We start from the raw sequence: 16,187 nt of genomic DNA, 5'->3' as shown, positions 1-16,187 counted from the left end.
TTTTTACGGATGGCGGTGCCGCCTTCGATGCCTTGGGTTCGCCGCCATTGCCTTGCTATAACGGCCGCGAAACAGGGAACCCGGTTGGGAAATTTGAGGACATTGATGGGTGAAAGGGTGATCAGGTTCGCGCTCGCAGCGGCGGTATCGATCGGTCTCGGTGCCACTTTGTTGCCTTCGGCAGCTCCTGCGCAGTCGCTGAGCGACCGCTTCAAGAGCCTGTTCGGCGGCGGCTCGTCCGACCAGGACAAGCCGGCGACGCCCGCAGCGCCGCAGCAGCTCAACGATGCCGACGCCGAACTGACCTGCCCGCCGGTGCAGATCCGCTCCGGAGCCTCGACCTATTCGGTGGCCGCGAACGGCAAGGAAGCGGTCGGCAACGACGTCAAGTTCCTGGCCTCGATCACGCGCACGGCGCGGCAATGCAATCTGAACAGCGGCCAGATCACGGCCAAGATCGGTATTCAGGGGCGGATCATTGTCGGTCCCCAGGGCGCGCCACCGAGCATTCAGGTGCCGCTGCGCGTTGCCGTGGTGCAGGGCGGCGTCGGCGAGAAGACCATCATGACCAAGGCCTACACCACCACGGTGCAGATGGACGAAAGCGGCAGCGTGCCGTTCAGCCTGGTCGCCGAGGACGTCGTCTATCCGGCGCCGTCTCCGGCCGACAACGACAATTACATTTTCTATATCGGCTTCGACCCGCAGGCCCTGAAGCCGGAGCCCAAGGCCCGCGCGCCGCACAAGAAGAAGTAACAGCGCGTTTTCGAGCGAAGTGGACGCCGGTTCGCGTGACGAAAACGCGTCAAACGGACGAATTTGGACAAAACAAAAGGCCGGCGCGATGAGCTCGCGCCGGCCTTTTTTAAGGAGTTCAGATAGCGTCAGTTCAGCTTGGAGCGGACTTCGGCGATGCCCTTGCCGACGAGGTCGTCGGCAACCGAGCCCTTGACCGACTGCGACAGGATGGTCGAGGCGGCCGTCACCGCGGCGTTGGCCGCGGCGGCGCGGACATCGGCCACGGCCTGGGCCTCGGCCTGGGCGATCTTGCTCTCGGCGGTCTTGGTCCGCCGCGCGACAAAATCTTCCATCTTGGTCTTGGCTTCGGCCGCGATCCGTTCGGCTTCGACCTTGGCGTTGGAGATGATCTCCTCGGCCTCGCGCTCCGCGCTGGCGCGGCGCGCCTTGTACTCGCCGAGCAGCTTGTTGGCCTCGTCCTTCAGACGGCGGGCGTCTTCCAGCTCGGCCTTGATGCGCTCGGCGCGGTGGTCGAGCGCCGTCAGCAGGGTGCGATGAACGCCGAGATAGCCGAACACGACCAGCAGAAGGACGAAGGCGATCGCAACCCAGGTTTCCGGTTCGTAAAACATCGTCTATCCCTTCAGCGACGCGTCGACGGCGCTGTTGACCGCATTGGCGTCCGGCGTGACGCCGGCAAGTTGCTGGACGATGGCGCCGGCCGCATCCGCCGCGATGCCGCGGACGTTGCTCATGGCGTTGGTCCTCGTCGTTGCGATCTGCTTCTCGGCGTCGGCGAGCTTTGCCGCCAGCTTCTCTTCCAGCGCCTTGCGCTCGGCTTCCGAGGCCGCGTTCAGCTTTTCGCGGGTCTCGTTGCCGATCGCCTGCGCGTTGGCGCGCGCATTCGCCAGCTCGGTCTCGTAGGCCTTCAGCGCCGCGTCGGACTCGTCCTTCAGCTTCTGCGCCTCGGCCAGATCGCCCTCGATCTTGTTCTGACGTGCATCGATCGTCCCGCCGACGCGCGGCAGGGCGATACGCGACACGATCAGGTAGAGCGCGACAAATGCAATCGCCAGCGAGACCAGCTGCGAGGCGAAGTTGGACGAATCGAACGGCGGAAAGGCTCCGCCGTGATGTCCGCCGTCGGTCTCGGTGTGGGCGCCGGCTTTCTGGCCTTTTGCCTCGCCATGACTCTCAGCCACGGTGTTCTCCTGTTGCTGTCATGCGCGCCGCCCTTGGAACGAACCTTGGGCGGCGCGAAGGGGTTACCGCAAAGCGGAACCGGGTTACCGCAGAGCGGAACCGGCGTGCCGCTCAGAGCGGAACGAACAGCAGGAGCAGCGCGATCAGCAGCGAGAAGATGCCGAGCGCTTCGGTCACGGCGAAGCCGAAGATCAGGTTGCCGAACTGGCCCTGAGCGGCCGACGGGTTACGCACCGCAGCGGCGAGGTAGTTGCCGAAGATGATGCCCACGCCGACGCCCGCGCCGCCCATGCCGATGCACGCGATGCCCGCGCCGATAAGTTTTGCTGCTGCCGGTTCCATATGTAGCTCCTTGAGAAAGATAGACAGATTGGTGGGTGGAGATTCCCCGGACCGCTTAGTGTCCCGGATGAATGGCGTCGTTGAGGTAGATGCAGGTCAGGATCGCGAACACGTAGGCCTGCAGGAACGCGACCAGCAGTTCGAGGGCATACAGCGCAATCGTGAGCGCCAGCGGCAGCACGCCGCCGACCCAGCCGAGCGCGCCCAGCGAGAAGCCGAGCATCGCGACGAAGCCCGCGAACACCTTCAATGCGATGTGGCCGGCCAGCATGTTGGCGAACAGACGAACGCTGTGCGAGACCGGCCGCAGGAAGAACGACAGGATCTCGATGAACATGACCAGCGGCAGGATGTAGATCGGAACGCCGTGGGGGACGAAGATGCTGAAGAATTTCAGGCCGTTCTTGTAGACGCCGTAGATCAGGACGGTGAAGAACACCAAAAGCGCGAGCGCCGCGGTGACGATCAGGTGGCTCGCGATCGTGAAGGTGTAGGGGATGACGCCGACCAGGTTCGAGACGCAGAGGAACATGAAGAGCGAGAAGATCAGCGGGAAGAACTTCATGCCTTCCGCGCCAGCCGTGCTGCGAATCGTGGTGGCGACGAACTCGTAGGAGATCTCGGCGACCGACTGCAGCCGTCCCGGAACCAGTTCCCGGCCGCTCGCCAGCATCAGCAGCGCAATCAGCAGCACCGCGATGAGCATGAAGAGCGAGGAATTGGTGAAGGCGATCGTGTGATTGCCGATGTGGCCGAGCGTGAAGAGGGGCTCGATATTGAACTGGTGGATCGGGTCGATTTTCATCCGCGCGGCTCTTGGTCCACCGGCTATCGTGCCGGTAATCGAATTTCAAATGTCGTGACTTCCCGCCAGCGCTCAGCGCTTGCCCGAGGCCACGCCCGCGGACCTCACCACGTTGACCACCCCGGCGACGAAGCCGAGCAGCGTTAACACGATGAAGCCGAATGGCGACGTCGACAGCAAACGGTCGAACCCCCAGCCAATCGCCGCTCCGACGGCAACGCCCGCGATCAGCTCCGAGGAAAGACGAAAACCGAGCGCCATAGCCGAAGCTCTGGCCGCACTGTCCCCGCTTTCATTACCGGATTGATCAGTCTTGCTCCTGCGGCTGTCGCGAATTTCTGACAACCGATGATCGAGACTTCCGAGCCTTGCGGAAAGCGCAGCTTCGTCAGGAGGCGATTGATCGCGACTTCCATTTGCGCCGTCGTTGGTGTTCTCAGCCATGCTGGAAACACTAACCGATGCCGCGGATGATGGAAATTGCGCCCGTCCCCGTCAAAAGCCGCGCGGACCATACTTACCGCGTCTAATCAAGTCAAGATTGCGTCGTAACCAGTTATTGCTTTGATTCTGCTGGTTTTATTTGGAGATATTCAAGGTCAGAGTGACGCAGTGATCGCAGTGCAACAGCTTGCGTGGCATTGAGCGATATTGCGTGGCTATTCCCGCTCTGCTGGGATCGCCGAAAGTCCCGTCCTCTCACGCAGTCAGGTTCCGCATGTCGCGCCAGATCGATTACTACTTCTCGCTGCAATCCCCCTGGGCCTATATCGGCCACAAGCCCTTCGTTCGACTCGTAAGCACTTACGATCTCAAGGTAAATTACCGGCCTGTGCTGCTGGTCGATCTGTTCTCCGAGACCGGCGGACTGCCGCTCGCCAAGCGCCATCCGGTGCGGCAGCGCTATCGGATGATCGAGTTGCAGCGCTGGCGCGACAAGCGCGGACTGAATTTTCATTTGCAGCCGGCCAACTGGCCGTTCAACGGGCGCCTTGCCGATGGCGTGGTGATCGCGATGCTCGAGGCCGGCCTCGACCCCGAGCCGTTCTTGCAACGGGCCTATCCCGCGGTGTGGGAGCAGCAGCTTAATCTTGCTGATCCTGCGACGCTGGTGAAGCTCGCCGACGATGCCGGTTTGCCCGGCCGGCAGCTGGTCGAGCGCTCGAGCACTGAAGCGATCAGCGCGGCCTATGAGCAGAATCGCCAGAATGCATTGGACGCCGACGTGTTCGGCTCGCCCGGATATGTGCTCGATGGCGAGGTGTTCTGGGGCCAGGACCGGATCGAATTGCTTGAAGACGCGTTGAAGTCAGGCCGTAAGCCCTATAGCTCTGTGGTCTAGGGCAGGAATCAGGTTGAGGCGGAGCAAGCCATGCCCATCGCGATGTCACCGTCGAAATTGTCCATCGCAATTGCTGCCATCCTGATCGCAAGCGGCGCGGCGATCGCGCAAACCGTGCCGGACACCGAGAATGGCCGCTACGCCTTATCACCCGCCGGCGATGGTTTCCTGCGGCTCGACACGCGCACCGGCGCGGTGTCGACCTGCACCAATTCCAGCGCCGGCTGGGCCTGTTACATGGTGCCGGACGAGCGGGCGGCGCTGGATGCCGAGATCGGGCGCCTGCAAGCCGACAATGACAAGCTCAAGGATGAGCTCGCCGCGCGCGCACCGTCGGCCAAGACCGACGAAGCGTTGCCGAAATCCGATCAGCTGAAGAAGCCGGAGCCCAAGACCGAGCCGAAGGTCGCCGAGGGCGAGCGCAAGATCGAGATCCCGCTGCCGAGCGACCGCGACATGGATCGCATGATGTCGTTCGTGGAGCGGGCCTGGCGGCGACTGATCGAAATGGCCAACCGCGTGCAGCGCGACATCAATGGCGGCAAGATTTGATGTTGTGCTGGCGCTGTCTCTCCAGCGTCGTCCCGGCGAAAGCCGGGACCCATACGCCGTAGCCTCTCGATTTCGACGACTCGGAGTTGATATCTCGCGTAACCAATGAACATCGGTGGTTATGGGTCCCGGCCTTCGCCGGGACGACGGTCTAGAGGTAAGATGAGTTCATCGAAGCAAATGTCGCACTCGGCGCCATCCTCCGTCGCGGCAACCAGCATCGTGTCGTCGCGCCTGGCGGTCGAAACGTCGGGCGCCGGCTTTACCGACATCACGCGCGAGGTCGCCAAATTCCTGCGCGAGGCGCGTGCCGGCGAGGGTGTGGTCACGCTGTTCATCCGCCACACCTCGGCCTCGCTGACGATCCAGGAGAATGCCGATCCGACCGTGCTGGTCGATCTGAAGACGGCGCTCGACCGCGCAGCGCCCGAAGACGGCGGCTGGCGTCACGACACCGAAGGCCCTGACGACATGCCGGCGCACATCAAGACCATGCTGACGGCGACCTCGCTGCAGGTCCCCGTGCTCGACGGCGAGATGGCGCTCGGCACCTGGCAGGGCATCTATCTGATCGAGCATCGCGCCCGTCCGCACCGGCGCGAGATCGTGCTGCAATTCATCGGCGCCACGCGCTGACGCGCGCGACCTGTCTTTTAAGACGCGGCCTCCAAATGACTCGGCCGCGGATCGCTCCGCGGCCGATGCAATTCTGATCGCGATGTCGACGGTCAGGTCTTGGTGATGTCGACGTCCTTGGTTTCCGGAATGAACAGCGCGCCGACCACGACGGTGATTGCGGCGAAGATGACCGGATACCAGAGACCGGAGTAGATGTCGCCGGTCGAGGCGGTGATCGCGAACGCGGTCGCCGGGAGCAGGCCGCCGAACCAGCCGTTGCCGATATGATAGGGCAGCGACATCGAGGTGTAGCGGATGCGGGTCGGGAACAGTTCGACCAGCATGGCGGCGATCGGGCCGTAGACCATGGTGACGTAGAGCACCAGGATGAACAGCAGGCCGATGACCGCGGCCACCTGCGGACGGAAGACATCGAACGGGTGCGACATCTTCACGATGCCGGCGTCACCCGGCTTCGGATAGCCCGCCGCCTGCACCGCCGCGAGGATTGCGGGGTTCGACGTCTTGGCGTCCGTATACGGCACTTCCTTGTCGTTGATCAGGATCTTCACCGGCGAGCCGGCCGGGCCCGGCACCGTCGAATATTTCACCGACGATTGGGCCAGGAAGGCGCGGGCGGTGTCGCAAGGCGCGCTGAAGACGCGGGTGCCGACCGGGTTGAACAGATCGCCGCAGCCGGCCGGATCCGCAACCACCTGCACCTTGACAGTCTCATAGGCCTTCTCCAGCGCCGGATTGGCGTTGGTCGTGATCATCTTGAAGATCGGGAACAGCGTGAGTGCGCCGATCAGGCAGCCCGCCAGGATGATCGGCTTGCGGCCGATCTTGTCCGACAGCGCGCCGAACACCAGGAAGAAGCCGGTGCCGAGCAACAGAGACCAGGCGATCAAGAGGTTGGCGGTGTAGCCGTCGACCTTCAGAATCGATTGCAGGAAGAACAGCGCGTAGAACTGGCCCGTGTACCAGATCACCGCCTGGCCCATGGTCAGGCCGAGCAGCGCGAGGATCACGATCTTGGCGTTGCTCCAGGTCGCGAAGGCCTCGGTCAGCGGCGCCTTGGAGGTCTTGCCCTCCTCCTTCATCCGCTGGAACACCGGCGATTCGTTCAGCCGCAGCCGGATCCAGACCGAGATGCCGAGCAGCAGCACCGACACCAGGAATGGAATGCGCCAGCCCCAGTCGGCGAAGTCCTTTTCGCCGGTGAGGGTTCGCGTGAACAGGATCACCAGCAGCGACAGAAACAGTCCAAGCGTTGCCGTGGTCTGGATGAACGAGGTGTAGTAGCCGCGCTTGCCGGGCGGGGCATGCTCAGCGACATAGGTCGCGGCACCGCCATATTCGCCGCCGAGCGCGAGGCCCTGCAGCAGGCGCAGCGAGATCAGGATGATCGGCGCCGCGATGCCGATGGTCTTGGCGTTGGGCAACAGGCCGACGATGAAGGTCGACAGACCCATGATCAGGATGGTGACGAGGAAGGTGTATTTGCGGCCGACGATGTCGCCGACCCGGCCGAACACGATCGCGCCGAACGGGCGCACCAGGAAGCCCGCGGCGAATGCCAGCAACGCGAAGATGTCGCGGGTCGCCGGCGGATAGTCCGAGAAGAACTGCGCGCCGATGATGCCGGCCAGCGAACCGTAGAGATAGAAGTCGTACCACTCGAACACGGTACCGAGCGACGACGCGAGGATGACGAAACGCTCATCCTTTGTCATGCCGGCGGGCCGCGCCGAAGTTGCAGTCATAGTGGACATCTGGATTGCTCCCCCCGAAATATTGCTGCCATGCTCGCCCCCGGCTGGCGGGTGAGGCCCGAATAGGCCCTCGGCTTGAGATGAAGGTAACATCGCAGTGAAACCCGCCCCAATAAGACTTTTGGCCTTTTCAGGATCGAACCTATCTTCTGAAGGAAGAGCAGGATGGAACGCCTCCGCAGGCGTCTATTGCGGCGCACAAGCTGCGCGGGTTAACCGCGTTGGCATCTGGTATTATCAAGCGCTTGCGTGATACTGCCGCGCGGGCGAAAACCGAGCGACGCGGGTTTGCCTAAAGCCCGCTTGTGGGACTGAGATGACTGCTGCTGCCAATACTCATCTTGTCATCGCCGACGACCATCCGCTGTTCCGCGATGCGTTGCGTCAGGCGGTGTCGAGCGTCGTGAGTTCGGCCACGATCAGCGAGGCCGGATCGTTCGAGGATCTGACCGCGCTGCTGGAGCGGGACTCCGAGGTCGACCTGATCCTGCTGGACCTGAGCATGCCGGGGATCAGCGGTTTCTCCGGCCTGATCTATCTGCGGGCGCAGTATCCGGCGATCCCGGTGGTGATCGTATCCGCCAGTGACGATGCCGGGACCATCCGCCGCTCGCTCGACTTTGGCGCTTCCGGTTTCATCCCCAAGCGCTTCGGCGTCGAGACGCTGCGGGATGCCATCATGAAGGTGATGGAGGGCGACGTCTGGGTGCCGCCGGACACCGATCTGTCGGCGGCCGGCGATCCCGACATGACGCGGCTGCGCGACCGGCTGGTGACGCTGACCCCGCAGCAGGTGCGGGTGCTGATGATGCTGTCCGAGGGGCTGCTCAACAAGCAGATCGCCTACGAGCTCGGCGTTTCCGAAGCGACCATCAAGGCCCATGTCTCGGCGATCCTGCAGAAGCTCGGCGTCGAAAGCCGCACCCAAGCCGTGATCGCCGCCGCCAAGATCGCCGGCGGCCAATGGCGCCAGGGCACGCCGCCGACGTAGTCCCGAGCAACTCCAGCTGTGATTTCCGGGCTCGGGCCACGGCATTGCGAGCCGGCGGGTGGCGCGAAAGCGCGCCCGATGGCACGCTTTCGCGAAGCCATCCAGATCCCATTCAAACTGCGCATCGGTCGAAAACCGAGTATCCTGTCCGGCACCGGCCCGTGAGAGGCCGCGTGCTTTTGGGGAGAACGCCATGATTTCCGTCACTCGCGTCGCCGGACTATCTCTGGCTGCGGCAATCCTTCTCGGTACCAGCTCTTTCAATTGCGCTCAGGCCAAGCCCTTCATGATCGTCGGCCTGGACGAGAAGCTGTTGTGGGACGACGACGGCAAGCCGGTGCTGTCCGCGCCCGGCAAGGATCAAGTGCTGATCATCGATCTCGCCGATCCCGAGAACCCGAAGATTGCGGCTTCTCTCCCATTGAAGAACTCGGTAGTCGGCCCCCCGGTCAACGTCGCTATCGATCCGACCGGAACGGTGGCGCTGGTCGCGGATTCGGTCGACGTGGTGAAGGAAGGCGACGCTCTGAAGCAGGTGCCGGATAACAAGATCTATGTGATCGATCTCAAGGCGACCCCGCCCAAGCTGGCAGCGACCATTGCCGGTGGAAAGCAGCCATCAGGGTTGAGCTTCAGTCCCGATGGCAAGATGGCGTTGGTTGCCAACCGCGGGGACAATTCGATCAGCGTACTTTCAGTCAACGGCACTGACGTCAAGATCACGGACACGATATCGATGCCTGACAGTGTCGCACATGTCGCGTTCGCGCCAGACGGCAAGCACGCGCTGGTCGCGCGTTTTCCCGGGCACAAGATATCGGTGCTCGATATCGCCGGCGACAAAGTCACCTACGCCAAGATAGACCTGCCGACCGGCCAATGGCCTTACAATGTGGCAGTGACCCCGAACAGCAAGATCGCGTTGACGTCGGACAATGGCAACTCAGGCGCGTCGGACGGCAGCGTCGACACGGCCAGCGTCATCGATCTCGAAGCGAAGCCGCCGCGCATCATCGATCGCGTGGTGGTCGGCGATGGACCGGAGGGGCTTGGCGTCAGTCCGAAGGGGGATCTCGCAGTCTCGGTGATCCTGCGCGGCTCGAACATGAAGAATGCGTTCTTCCATGAGAAGAACGGCAGCGTCTCGGTCCTGAAGATCGACGGCAAGAAAGTGACCAAGACCGGAGATATCGAAGTCGGCGGACTGCCTGAGGCCGCGGTCTTCACGCCTGACGGAAAATACATCCTGGTCGGGAACTACCTCAGCCAGGATTTCTCGATCCTCAAGGTCGACGGAACCAACGTCACCGACACAGGCAAGCGCTTTCAGGTGCCAGGGCACCCGGCGTCGGCCGGAATGGGGCCGAACTAACCCGACGCTTGGCGATCTTGCTGGAGCATGTGATTTTCGGTTGAGCCGGCCACTGCGCAGGCTCGCTTCACCTCTCGCGCTTGCGGGAGGGAGCGCCGTGTCTTTGCCGTGCCTTCATGATGCGATTCGATCCAGTCGCATCATGATCCAATGCGAGATCCGCGCCTGGATTGCGCCGCCGCGCGCTACTCCGCCGCCACCATCTGCTGGGTGCGCCATTGTCCGAGTAGGGCGCGGAGCGAGGCGGGTTTCACCGGCTTGTTCAGCACCGCGATGTTTTCCTCGCGCGCGGCGGCGCGCACCGCAGGGCTGCGGTCGGCGGTGATCAGGATCGCCGGAATGCCGTCGCCGAAGCGGCGGCGGATCTCGCGGATCGCGGCGACGCCGTTGCCGCGGTCGAGATGGTAGTCGACCAGGACGCCGGTGACGCGGCCACCGGCGGCCTCGATCGCGCTGATCGCGCCGTCGGCGTCGAGCACCGCGATCACCTCGGCGTCCCACGCCGTCAGCAGCGTCTTCATGCCGTCGAGGATGGCAGGATCATTCTCGATGCAGACAATCAGCGAGCCGCTCATCGGCGTCTTCGACAGGGGCGTGGCGGTGGTGACGGCCGCAGTATGGTTGACCGCGGTCGCGACCGGCACGGTGACCGAGAACGCCGAGCCGCCGCTGACATTGGCCGAGATCGCGATGCGGTGGTTGAGCACCCGCGCCAGCCGCTCGACGATCGACAGGCCGAGGCCGAGGCCGCGGGCGATCCGGGCGCCCTGCTCGAGGCGGTGGAACTCCTTGAAGATCTCGCCGCGCTTCTGCACGGGAATGCCGACGCCGGTGTCGAAGATGCTGATCTGGAGCGTGGTGCCGCGGCGGCGGCAGCCGATCAAGACGCGGCCGCGCGGGGTATATTTGATCGCGTTGGAGATGAAGTTCTGCAGCAGCCGGCGCAGCAGCGAGCGGTCGGATTCGACCGGCAGCGAGCACGGCACGAAGCGCAGGTCGAGGCCCTTGTCGCGGGCGATCGGCATGAACTCGATCTCCAGCGAGCGCATCAGGTCGGCCATCCGGAAGCTCGTGATCGCCGGCGTCATGGCGCCGGCATCGAGCCTGGAAATGTCGAGCAGCGCGCCCAGGATGTCCTCGATCGCCTCGAGCGAGTCGTCGATGTTCTCGACCAGGCGCGAATCCTCGCCGCCGTTCTGGCGCTCGACCAGGCTCGTGACGTAGAGGCGCGCCGCATTGAGCGGCTGCAGGATGTCGTGGCTGGCGGCCGCAAGGAAGCGTGTCTTCGAGGCGTTGGCGTCTTCCGCGATGCCCTTGGCGAGCGCGAGCTCCGAATTCAGCCGCGTCAGCTCCTCGGTGCGGTCGCGCACCCGCTTTTCCAGCGTCGCGTTGGCGCGCTCCAGCGCCTCCGCCGCCTCGAAGCTCGGCGTGACGTCGGAGAAGGTGATGACGAGCCCGCCGCCCGGCATGCGGTTGGCACGCACCTCGATCACCAGATGGCGGTCGGTGAAGCGTTCCAGATAAGGCTCGCCCTCGGTGGTGTAGGCGCGCAGGCGGGCCTGCAGCAGGCTGTCGCCGTCGCCGGACGCAGGCGGACTGATCGCGCCCATGAATTCGAGGATTTCGGACAGCGGGATGCCGAGCTGCACCAGATGCTGCGGCAGCCCCAGCAATTCGGAGAACTGGCGGTTGGAACAGATCAGCTGCAGATCGGCGTCGAACACCGCGATGCCCTGGCGCACGTGATTGAGCGCGGTCTGCAGGATCTCGCGGTTGAAGTGCAGGGCGGCGTGGGAGTCGTCGAGCAGTTTCAGCGCGGCCTTGGCCGACACCGTGCGCCGTTGCAGCAGCAGCGACATCACAAGGCGCGAGGACGCGGCCCCGATCGAGGAGGCGATCAACCGCTCGGCATGCTGCAGCAACTCGAAATCGGCCGGAGCCGACGCCAGCAGCACGATGTTGCGGTCGACGGCGAAGGAGGCGAAGGCCTCGCGGGTGCGGTCGGGGCCGAGATATTGCGTCACCGTGCTCTGGATATCCTCCACCGTCACCGTGGTGCGCCAGCGCCGGAAGCTGGGCGCGATCGGGGCCAGCGCGTTGGGCACGAACACGTCGGCCTGCAACAACTCGATCGAGGACGGCGCGCGCGCCAGCGAGAACAGCACATAGGTGAGGATGTTGAGCGCAAGGCTCCACAGCACGCCGTGCAGCAGCGGCGGCAGGTCGGCGCCGAACAGCGCCTGCGGCCGCAACGCCTCGATCCCGAACGGCCCGTGCTGCAGCAGCATCAGGCCGGTGGTCGAGGTTTCCAGGAAGCTCGGGATGAACAGCGTGTAGAGCCACGTCGCGAAGCCGACCAGCATGCCCGCCATGGCGCCGCGTGCGGTGGCTCTGCGCCAGAACAGGCCGCCGAAGAACGCCGGCGCCAGCTGGGTGATCGCGGCAAACGACAGCAGGCCGATCGCGACCAGCTGGGTATTGCCGAGCGCGCGATAGTAGAAATACGCCAGCACCATGATGGCGAAGATCGAGAAGCGGCGCGCCTTCAGCAGGAAATCGCCAAAGTCCTTCTGGCCGGCGCTGGCGTCGTCGCTGCGCGGCAAGACCAGCGGCAGCACGATGTCGTTGGAGACCATGATCGACAGCGCGACGCATTCGACGATCACCATCGCGGTCGCCGCCGACAGCCCGCCGACGAACACGGCGAGGCTGAGCAATTGCGAATTGCCCTCGATCGGCAGCGCCAGCACGAACATGTCGGCATCGACCGCGCCGAACGGGAAGATGACGAGGCCTGCGATCGCGATCGGAATCACGAACAGGTTGATGGCGATGAGGTAGAGCGGGAACAGCCAGCGCGCCCGGGTGACTTCGGCGGGCGTCGAATTCTCCACCACGCTGACATGGAACTGGCGCGGCAGCAGCATGACCGCGCAGAACGACAGCAGCGTCATGATCAGGAAATTGCCGATCGACGGGACATATTCGATCGCGCGCACCGCCTCCGGCGTCTTCAGGGCACGCTCGTAGAGCTCGACCGGCGAGAACATCCAGAAGGTGACGAAAGCGCCGGCGGCGATGAAGGCGACCAGCTTGACGATGGACTCGGCCGCGATCGCGAGGATCAGGCCGTGCTGGTGCTCGGTCGCGTCGGTGTGGCGGGTGCCGAACAGCACCGCGAACACCGCCATCGCCAGCGTGACCATCAGCGCGATGTCGCCGATCACGGGGATTTTCGAGAACGCCTGGTCCTCGCTCAGGATGGTCTCCAGCGACGCCGCCACCGCCTTGAGCTGCAGCGCGATGTAGGGCACCGAGCCGATGATCGCGATCAGTGCCACTGTCGCCGCCACCGCCTGGCTCTTGCCGTAGCGCGCGGCGATGAAGTCGGCGATCGAGGTGATGTTCTGCGACTTGGCGAGCGCGATCACCCGGCGCAGCAGCGGCGTGCACAATCCGACCATCACGATCGGGCCGACATAGATCGCCAGGAAGTCGATGCTGGTGCGGGTGGCGAAGCCGACCGAGCCGAAGAAGGTCCAGGAGGTGCAGTAGATCGCCAGCGACAGCGGATAGATCCACTGGCTGGCGCGGCCGCGCTCGCCCGGCGAGCTGCGGTCGCCGCGGCTGGCAATGAAGAACAACAATCCGATGTAGGCGAACGCCGTGGCGATTACGCCCCAGTCGTGCAGCATCGCTGCTCATCTCCTGTCCCGGCCGCTGGGGAAGGGCCGGTTGTCAGGATTATAACGCAAAGGACCGGCCGCGCGATGCACGGCCGGCCCAAATTCGGGGTCGGAAGCGGATAGGGTTACTCGGCGGCCAGCGACTTCTGGTGCAGGGGCAGGCCGAGCCGGTCCCAGACCTGGAGCAGCGCCTCGGCCAGCGCGTCGATCAGGCCGTCGTCATGGTAGGGCGAGGGCGTGATGCGCAGCCGCTCGGTGCCCTTGGCGACCGTCGGATAGTTGATCGGCTGGATGTAGATGCCGTGGTCCTCGAGCAGCAGGTCGGAGGCCCGCTTGCACTTCTCGGGATCGCCGACGAACAGCGGCACGATATGGGTGTCGCTCGACATGACCGGCAGGCCGGCGGCGGTCAGGATCGCCTTGGTGCGGGCGGCACGGTCCTGGTGGCGCTCGCGCTCCCAGTTCGAGGTCTTCAGGTGCCGGATCGCAGCCGTCGCGGCCGAGCAGATCGCCGGCGGCAGCGCGGTGGTGAAGATGAAGCCCGGCGCATAGGAGCGCACCGCGTCGATGACCTCGGCGCGGCCCGCGATGTAGCCGCCGAGGCAGCCAAAGGCTTTTGCCAGCGTGCCCTCGACGATATCGATCCGGTGCATCACGCCGTCGCGCTCGGCGATGCCGCCGCCACGCGGGCCGTACATGCCGACCGCATGCACTTCGTCGAGATAGGTCATGGCGCCGTATTGCTCGGCGAGATCGCAGATCTTGCCGAGCGGTGCGACGTCGCCGTCCATCGAATAAAGGCTCTCGCAGACGATCAGCTTCGGCCGGTCGGGACCGGCGGCGATCAAGAGCTCCTCGAGATGCGCGACGTCGTTGTGGCGGAATATCTGGCGTTCGCAGCCGGCCTGGCGCACGCCTTCGATCATCGAATTGTGGTTCAGCGCGTCCGACAGGATCAGGCAGTTCGGGATCAGCTTGGCGAGCGTCGAGATGCCGGTCTGGTTCGAGACATAGCCCGAGGTAAACAGCAGCGAGGCTTCCTTGCCGTGGAGGTCGGCGAGTTCCGCCTCGAGCTGCACCAGCGGATGATGGGTGCCCGCGATGTTGCGGGTGCCGCCGGCGCCGGTGCCGACCCGGGTCGCGGTCTCGACCATGGCACCGACCACCTTGGGATGCTGGCCCATGCCGAGATAGTCGTTGGAGCACCAGATCACGACGTTGCGGCTGCCCTTCGGCGAATGCCAGGTGGCGTGCGGGAAGCGGCCCGCGATCCGTTCGAGGTCGGCAAACACCCGGTAGCGCCGCTCGTCGTGCAGGCGGTTGAGGGCGGTATTGAAGAACTGGCTGTAATCCATCGGCAAACCCAGAAAGCGGAACCTGACCGGAATGACTGCTTCTTCTTAGAGCTTTTCCAGCTCTAATGTCCATGCATTGACCCACATCTGGGCATGCGTCGCAGTTGGGCAAATTGCCCTAGCCGGGGCCGTTCGGCTCGATTTCGGTCAAATCGCCGGGCGATGCCTTGCCGCCCGGCCGGGTTCAGGTCGTCTTGAAGCGCAGCATGCCGTCGGCGTGCATTTCGGCCGTCAGGCGGCCCTCGACCAGCATGTAATTGACATGGGCGACCAGCTCACCGGCGGCGAAGCCCATCTGGTGCTCGTCCAGCACGTGCTTGTGGAACACCACGGGCACCAGCTCCTTGGAGGTCTGCGGCACCTCGCGGCAGGCCTCGGCGATCAGCCGGCAGCGCTCCTCATGGTGATCGGCGAGCTGCTTGATCCGGGTCTTCAGCCCGTAGAACGGCACGCCGTGGCCCGGCAGCACCATCACGTCGTAGGGCAGGGTGGTGGTCAGGCTTGCCAGCGAGGCCAGATATTCGCCGAGCGAGTTCTGCTCGGGCTCTACCGCCCAGACGCTGACATTGGGCGAGATCTTGCTCAGCACCTGGTCGGCGGACAGGAACAGCTTGTCGGCCGCGCAATACAGCATCACCTGGTCGAGCGCGTGGCCGCCGCCGGTGATCACCTTGAAGCGCCGCGTGCCGATCACGACCTCGTCGCCATGGGTGAGGCGGTGATAGGACGGCGGCAGCACCGACACGCGCTTCAGGTAATCCTGGCCACGGCCGAGCAGCTTCTCGGTGAGGTCCTCGTCCATGCCATGGCGGCGGAAGAACAGCCGCTGCGCGTTGCGCCGCTCCTCGGTGCCGCGGTTCTGGTGATAGACCGACTGCAGATATTCCACCTGCGACATGAACAGCGGGCAGCCGAAGCGCTCGGTGATCCAGCCGGCGAGACCGACATGGTCGGGATGCGAATGCGTCACGATCAGGCGGGTGACCTTGACGTGCTTCAGCGGCCCCTCGAATAGCGTGGTCCAGGCCGCGATCGATTCCTCATTGCCGAAGCCGGCGTCCACCATGGTCCAGCCGTCGCCGTCGGCGAGCAGATAGATGTTCACATGGTTGAGGCGGAACGGCAGCTTCAGCCGCGCCCACAGCACGCCGGGAGCCACCTCCACGACCTGGTCGTGGCCAGGATGGTTTTCCCAAGGGTATCGCAGTGCCTCCGCCGAGGAGTGCACGGGGTCGGTCTTCGTATGCATGCTACCGGCTTAGCGGCACACGGGCCGCCGCGCCAGCCGAAAAATCAGATAGTCGTCCGGAGAATTCGTTGGGAAGTCGCCGGAATTCCGTAGCCCGGATGAAGCGAACGGTCTTGCGAATACGTGCCCGTCATTCCGGGGCGCCTCGAAGAGGCGAAC

Annotated in this window: 15 protein-coding genes; 6 read left to right on the top strand and 9 right to left on the bottom strand. The window is 64.3% G+C overall.

Features of this window, described 5'->3' with window-relative positions; all coding sequences use genetic code 11:
• The first annotated feature begins 105 nt into the window (after window positions 1–105).
• Window positions 106–756, top strand: a complete 651-nt coding sequence (locus ACVMIH_RS23860; protein WP_057019442.1) for a hypothetical protein — start codon at window positions 106–108, stop codon at window positions 754–756.
• A 128-nt stretch (window positions 757–884) separates the two neighbouring features.
• Here ACVMIH_RS23860 and ACVMIH_RS23855 read toward each other — a convergent pair whose 3' ends face one another.
• The 5 genes from ACVMIH_RS23855 to ACVMIH_RS23835 form a co-directional block, all read right to left on the bottom strand.
• Complete coding sequence (locus tag ACVMIH_RS23855) at window positions 885–1,370, bottom strand: F0F1 ATP synthase subunit B family protein (RefSeq protein WP_076830947.1); 486 nt, start codon at window positions 1,368–1,370, stop codon at window positions 885–887.
• A gap of 3 nt (window positions 1,371–1,373) precedes the next feature.
• A complete protein-coding gene (locus ACVMIH_RS23850) occupies window positions 1,374–1,940 on the bottom strand; it encodes a F0F1 ATP synthase subunit B (RefSeq protein WP_076830944.1) in 567 nt (188 codons plus the stop codon).
• Between the two features lie 112 nt (window positions 1,941–2,052).
• On the bottom strand, window positions 2,053–2,283 hold the full coding sequence (locus ACVMIH_RS23845; RefSeq protein ID WP_016847054.1) for a F0F1 ATP synthase subunit C: 231 nt from the start codon (window positions 2,281–2,283) through the stop codon (window positions 2,053–2,055).
• Between the two features lie 55 nt (window positions 2,284–2,338).
• Window positions 2,339–3,088: a F0F1 ATP synthase subunit A gene (locus tag ACVMIH_RS23840; RefSeq protein WP_016847053.1), complete on the bottom strand. Its 750-nt coding sequence runs from the start codon at window positions 3,086–3,088 to the stop codon at window positions 2,339–2,341.
• Between the two features lie 72 nt (window positions 3,089–3,160).
• Entirely contained in the window at window positions 3,161–3,532 is a 372-nt protein-coding gene (locus tag ACVMIH_RS23835) for an AtpZ/AtpI family protein (RefSeq protein WP_028338953.1), read from the bottom strand.
• A 274-nt stretch (window positions 3,533–3,806) separates the two neighbouring features.
• Between ACVMIH_RS23835 and ACVMIH_RS23830 the strand changes: the two genes are divergently transcribed.
• The 3 genes from ACVMIH_RS23830 to ACVMIH_RS23820 all read left to right on the top strand — a co-directional run bounded on the left by ACVMIH_RS23830 (window position 3,807) and on the right by ACVMIH_RS23820 (window position 5,618).
• Window positions 3,807–4,430, top strand: a complete 624-nt coding sequence (locus ACVMIH_RS23830; protein WP_057019439.1) for a 2-hydroxychromene-2-carboxylate isomerase — start codon at window positions 3,807–3,809, stop codon at window positions 4,428–4,430.
• A gap of 30 nt (window positions 4,431–4,460) precedes the next feature.
• On the top strand, window positions 4,461–4,982 hold the full coding sequence (locus ACVMIH_RS23825; RefSeq protein ID WP_456782784.1) for a hypothetical protein: 522 nt from the start codon (window positions 4,461–4,463) through the stop codon (window positions 4,980–4,982).
• A gap of 162 nt (window positions 4,983–5,144) precedes the next feature.
• Window positions 5,145–5,618 (top strand): secondary thiamine-phosphate synthase enzyme YjbQ, encoded by a 474-nt coding sequence (locus ACVMIH_RS23820; RefSeq protein WP_456815065.1) that lies wholly within the window; start codon window positions 5,145–5,147, stop codon window positions 5,616–5,618.
• Between the two features lie 92 nt (window positions 5,619–5,710).
• On the opposite strand, the gene ACVMIH_RS23815 is transcribed toward ACVMIH_RS23820, so the two are convergent.
• Window positions 5,711–7,375, bottom strand: coding sequence for an MFS transporter (locus ACVMIH_RS23815; protein ID WP_035631004.1), 1,665 nt, complete (start codon window positions 7,373–7,375; stop codon window positions 5,711–5,713).
• Window positions 7,376–7,691: 316 nt separating this feature from the next.
• Between ACVMIH_RS23815 and ACVMIH_RS23810 the strand changes: the two genes are divergently transcribed.
• Together ACVMIH_RS23810 and ACVMIH_RS23805 are read left to right on the top strand one after the other, a co-directional pair.
• Window positions 7,692–8,366, top strand: coding sequence for a response regulator (locus ACVMIH_RS23810; protein WP_057019436.1), 675 nt, complete (start codon window positions 7,692–7,694; stop codon window positions 8,364–8,366).
• Window positions 8,367–8,559: 193 nt separating this feature from the next.
• Window positions 8,560–9,738 carry a YncE family protein gene (locus ACVMIH_RS23805; RefSeq protein WP_456815064.1) on the top strand — a complete coding sequence of 393 codons (1,179 nt, stop codon included), beginning with the start codon at window positions 8,560–8,562 and terminating at the stop codon, window positions 9,736–9,738.
• 185 nt (window positions 9,739–9,923) lie between these two features.
• On the opposite strand, the gene ACVMIH_RS23800 is transcribed toward ACVMIH_RS23805, so the two are convergent.
• The 3 genes from ACVMIH_RS23800 to ACVMIH_RS23790 all read right to left on the bottom strand — a co-directional run bounded on the left by ACVMIH_RS23800 (window position 9,924) and on the right by ACVMIH_RS23790 (window position 16,028).
• Window positions 9,924–13,433, bottom strand: a complete 3,510-nt coding sequence (locus ACVMIH_RS23800; RefSeq protein ID WP_057019434.1) for a PAS domain-containing hybrid sensor histidine kinase/response regulator — start codon at window positions 13,431–13,433, stop codon at window positions 9,924–9,926.
• A gap of 116 nt (window positions 13,434–13,549) precedes the next feature.
• Entirely contained in the window at window positions 13,550–14,779 is a 1,230-nt protein-coding gene (gene hemA, locus ACVMIH_RS23795) for a 5-aminolevulinate synthase (protein WP_057019433.1), read from the bottom strand.
• A 184-nt stretch (window positions 14,780–14,963) separates the two neighbouring features.
• Complete coding sequence (locus ACVMIH_RS23790) at window positions 14,964–16,028, bottom strand: MBL fold metallo-hydrolase (RefSeq protein WP_026191925.1); 1,065 nt, start codon at window positions 16,026–16,028, stop codon at window positions 14,964–14,966.
• Between the last annotated feature and the right edge of the window lie 159 nt (window positions 16,029–16,187).

The organism is Bradyrhizobium sp. USDA 4503 (assembly GCF_054055815.1).
This window is presented reverse-complemented; position numbering and strand designations above follow the sequence as displayed.

Excerpts from the sequence above, each read along its gene's own strand:
- ACVMIH_RS23860 (WP_057019442.1), top strand. The coding sequence starts at position 106 with ATGGGTGAAAGGGTGATCAGGTTCGCGCTCGCAGCGGCGGTATCGATC.
- ACVMIH_RS23855 (WP_076830947.1), bottom strand. The coding sequence starts at position 1,370 with ATGTTTTACGAACCGGAAACCTGGGTTGCGATCGCCTTCGTCCTTCTG.
- ACVMIH_RS23845 (WP_016847054.1), bottom strand. The coding sequence starts at position 2,283 with ATGGAACCGGCAGCAGCAAAACTTATCGGCGCGGGCATCGCGTGCATC.
- ACVMIH_RS23840 (WP_016847053.1), bottom strand. The coding sequence starts at position 3,088 with ATGAAAATCGACCCGATCCACCAGTTCAATATCGAGCCCCTCTTCACG.
- ACVMIH_RS23835 (WP_028338953.1), bottom strand. The coding sequence starts at position 3,532 with ATGGCTGAGAACACCAACGACGGCGCAAATGGAAGTCGCGATCAATCG.
- ACVMIH_RS23830 (WP_057019439.1), top strand. The coding sequence starts at position 3,807 with ATGTCGCGCCAGATCGATTACTACTTCTCGCTGCAATCCCCCTGGGCC.
- ACVMIH_RS23825 (WP_456782784.1), top strand. The coding sequence starts at position 4,461 with ATGCCCATCGCGATGTCACCGTCGAAATTGTCCATCGCAATTGCTGCC.
- ACVMIH_RS23820 (WP_456815065.1), top strand. The coding sequence starts at position 5,145 with ATGAGTTCATCGAAGCAAATGTCGCACTCGGCGCCATCCTCCGTCGCG.
- ACVMIH_RS23815 (WP_035631004.1), bottom strand. The coding sequence starts at position 7,375 with ATGTCCACTATGACTGCAACTTCGGCGCGGCCCGCCGGCATGACAAAG.
- ACVMIH_RS23810 (WP_057019436.1), top strand. The coding sequence starts at position 7,692 with ATGACTGCTGCTGCCAATACTCATCTTGTCATCGCCGACGACCATCCG.
- ACVMIH_RS23805 (WP_456815064.1), top strand. The coding sequence starts at position 8,560 with ATGATTTCCGTCACTCGCGTCGCCGGACTATCTCTGGCTGCGGCAATC.
- ACVMIH_RS23800 (WP_057019434.1), bottom strand. The coding sequence starts at position 13,433 with ATGCTGCACGACTGGGGCGTAATCGCCACGGCGTTCGCCTACATCGGA.
- hemA (WP_057019433.1), bottom strand. The coding sequence starts at position 14,779 with ATGGATTACAGCCAGTTCTTCAATACCGCCCTCAACCGCCTGCACGAC.
- ACVMIH_RS23790 (WP_026191925.1), bottom strand. The coding sequence starts at position 16,028 with ATGCATACGAAGACCGACCCCGTGCACTCCTCGGCGGAGGCACTGCGA.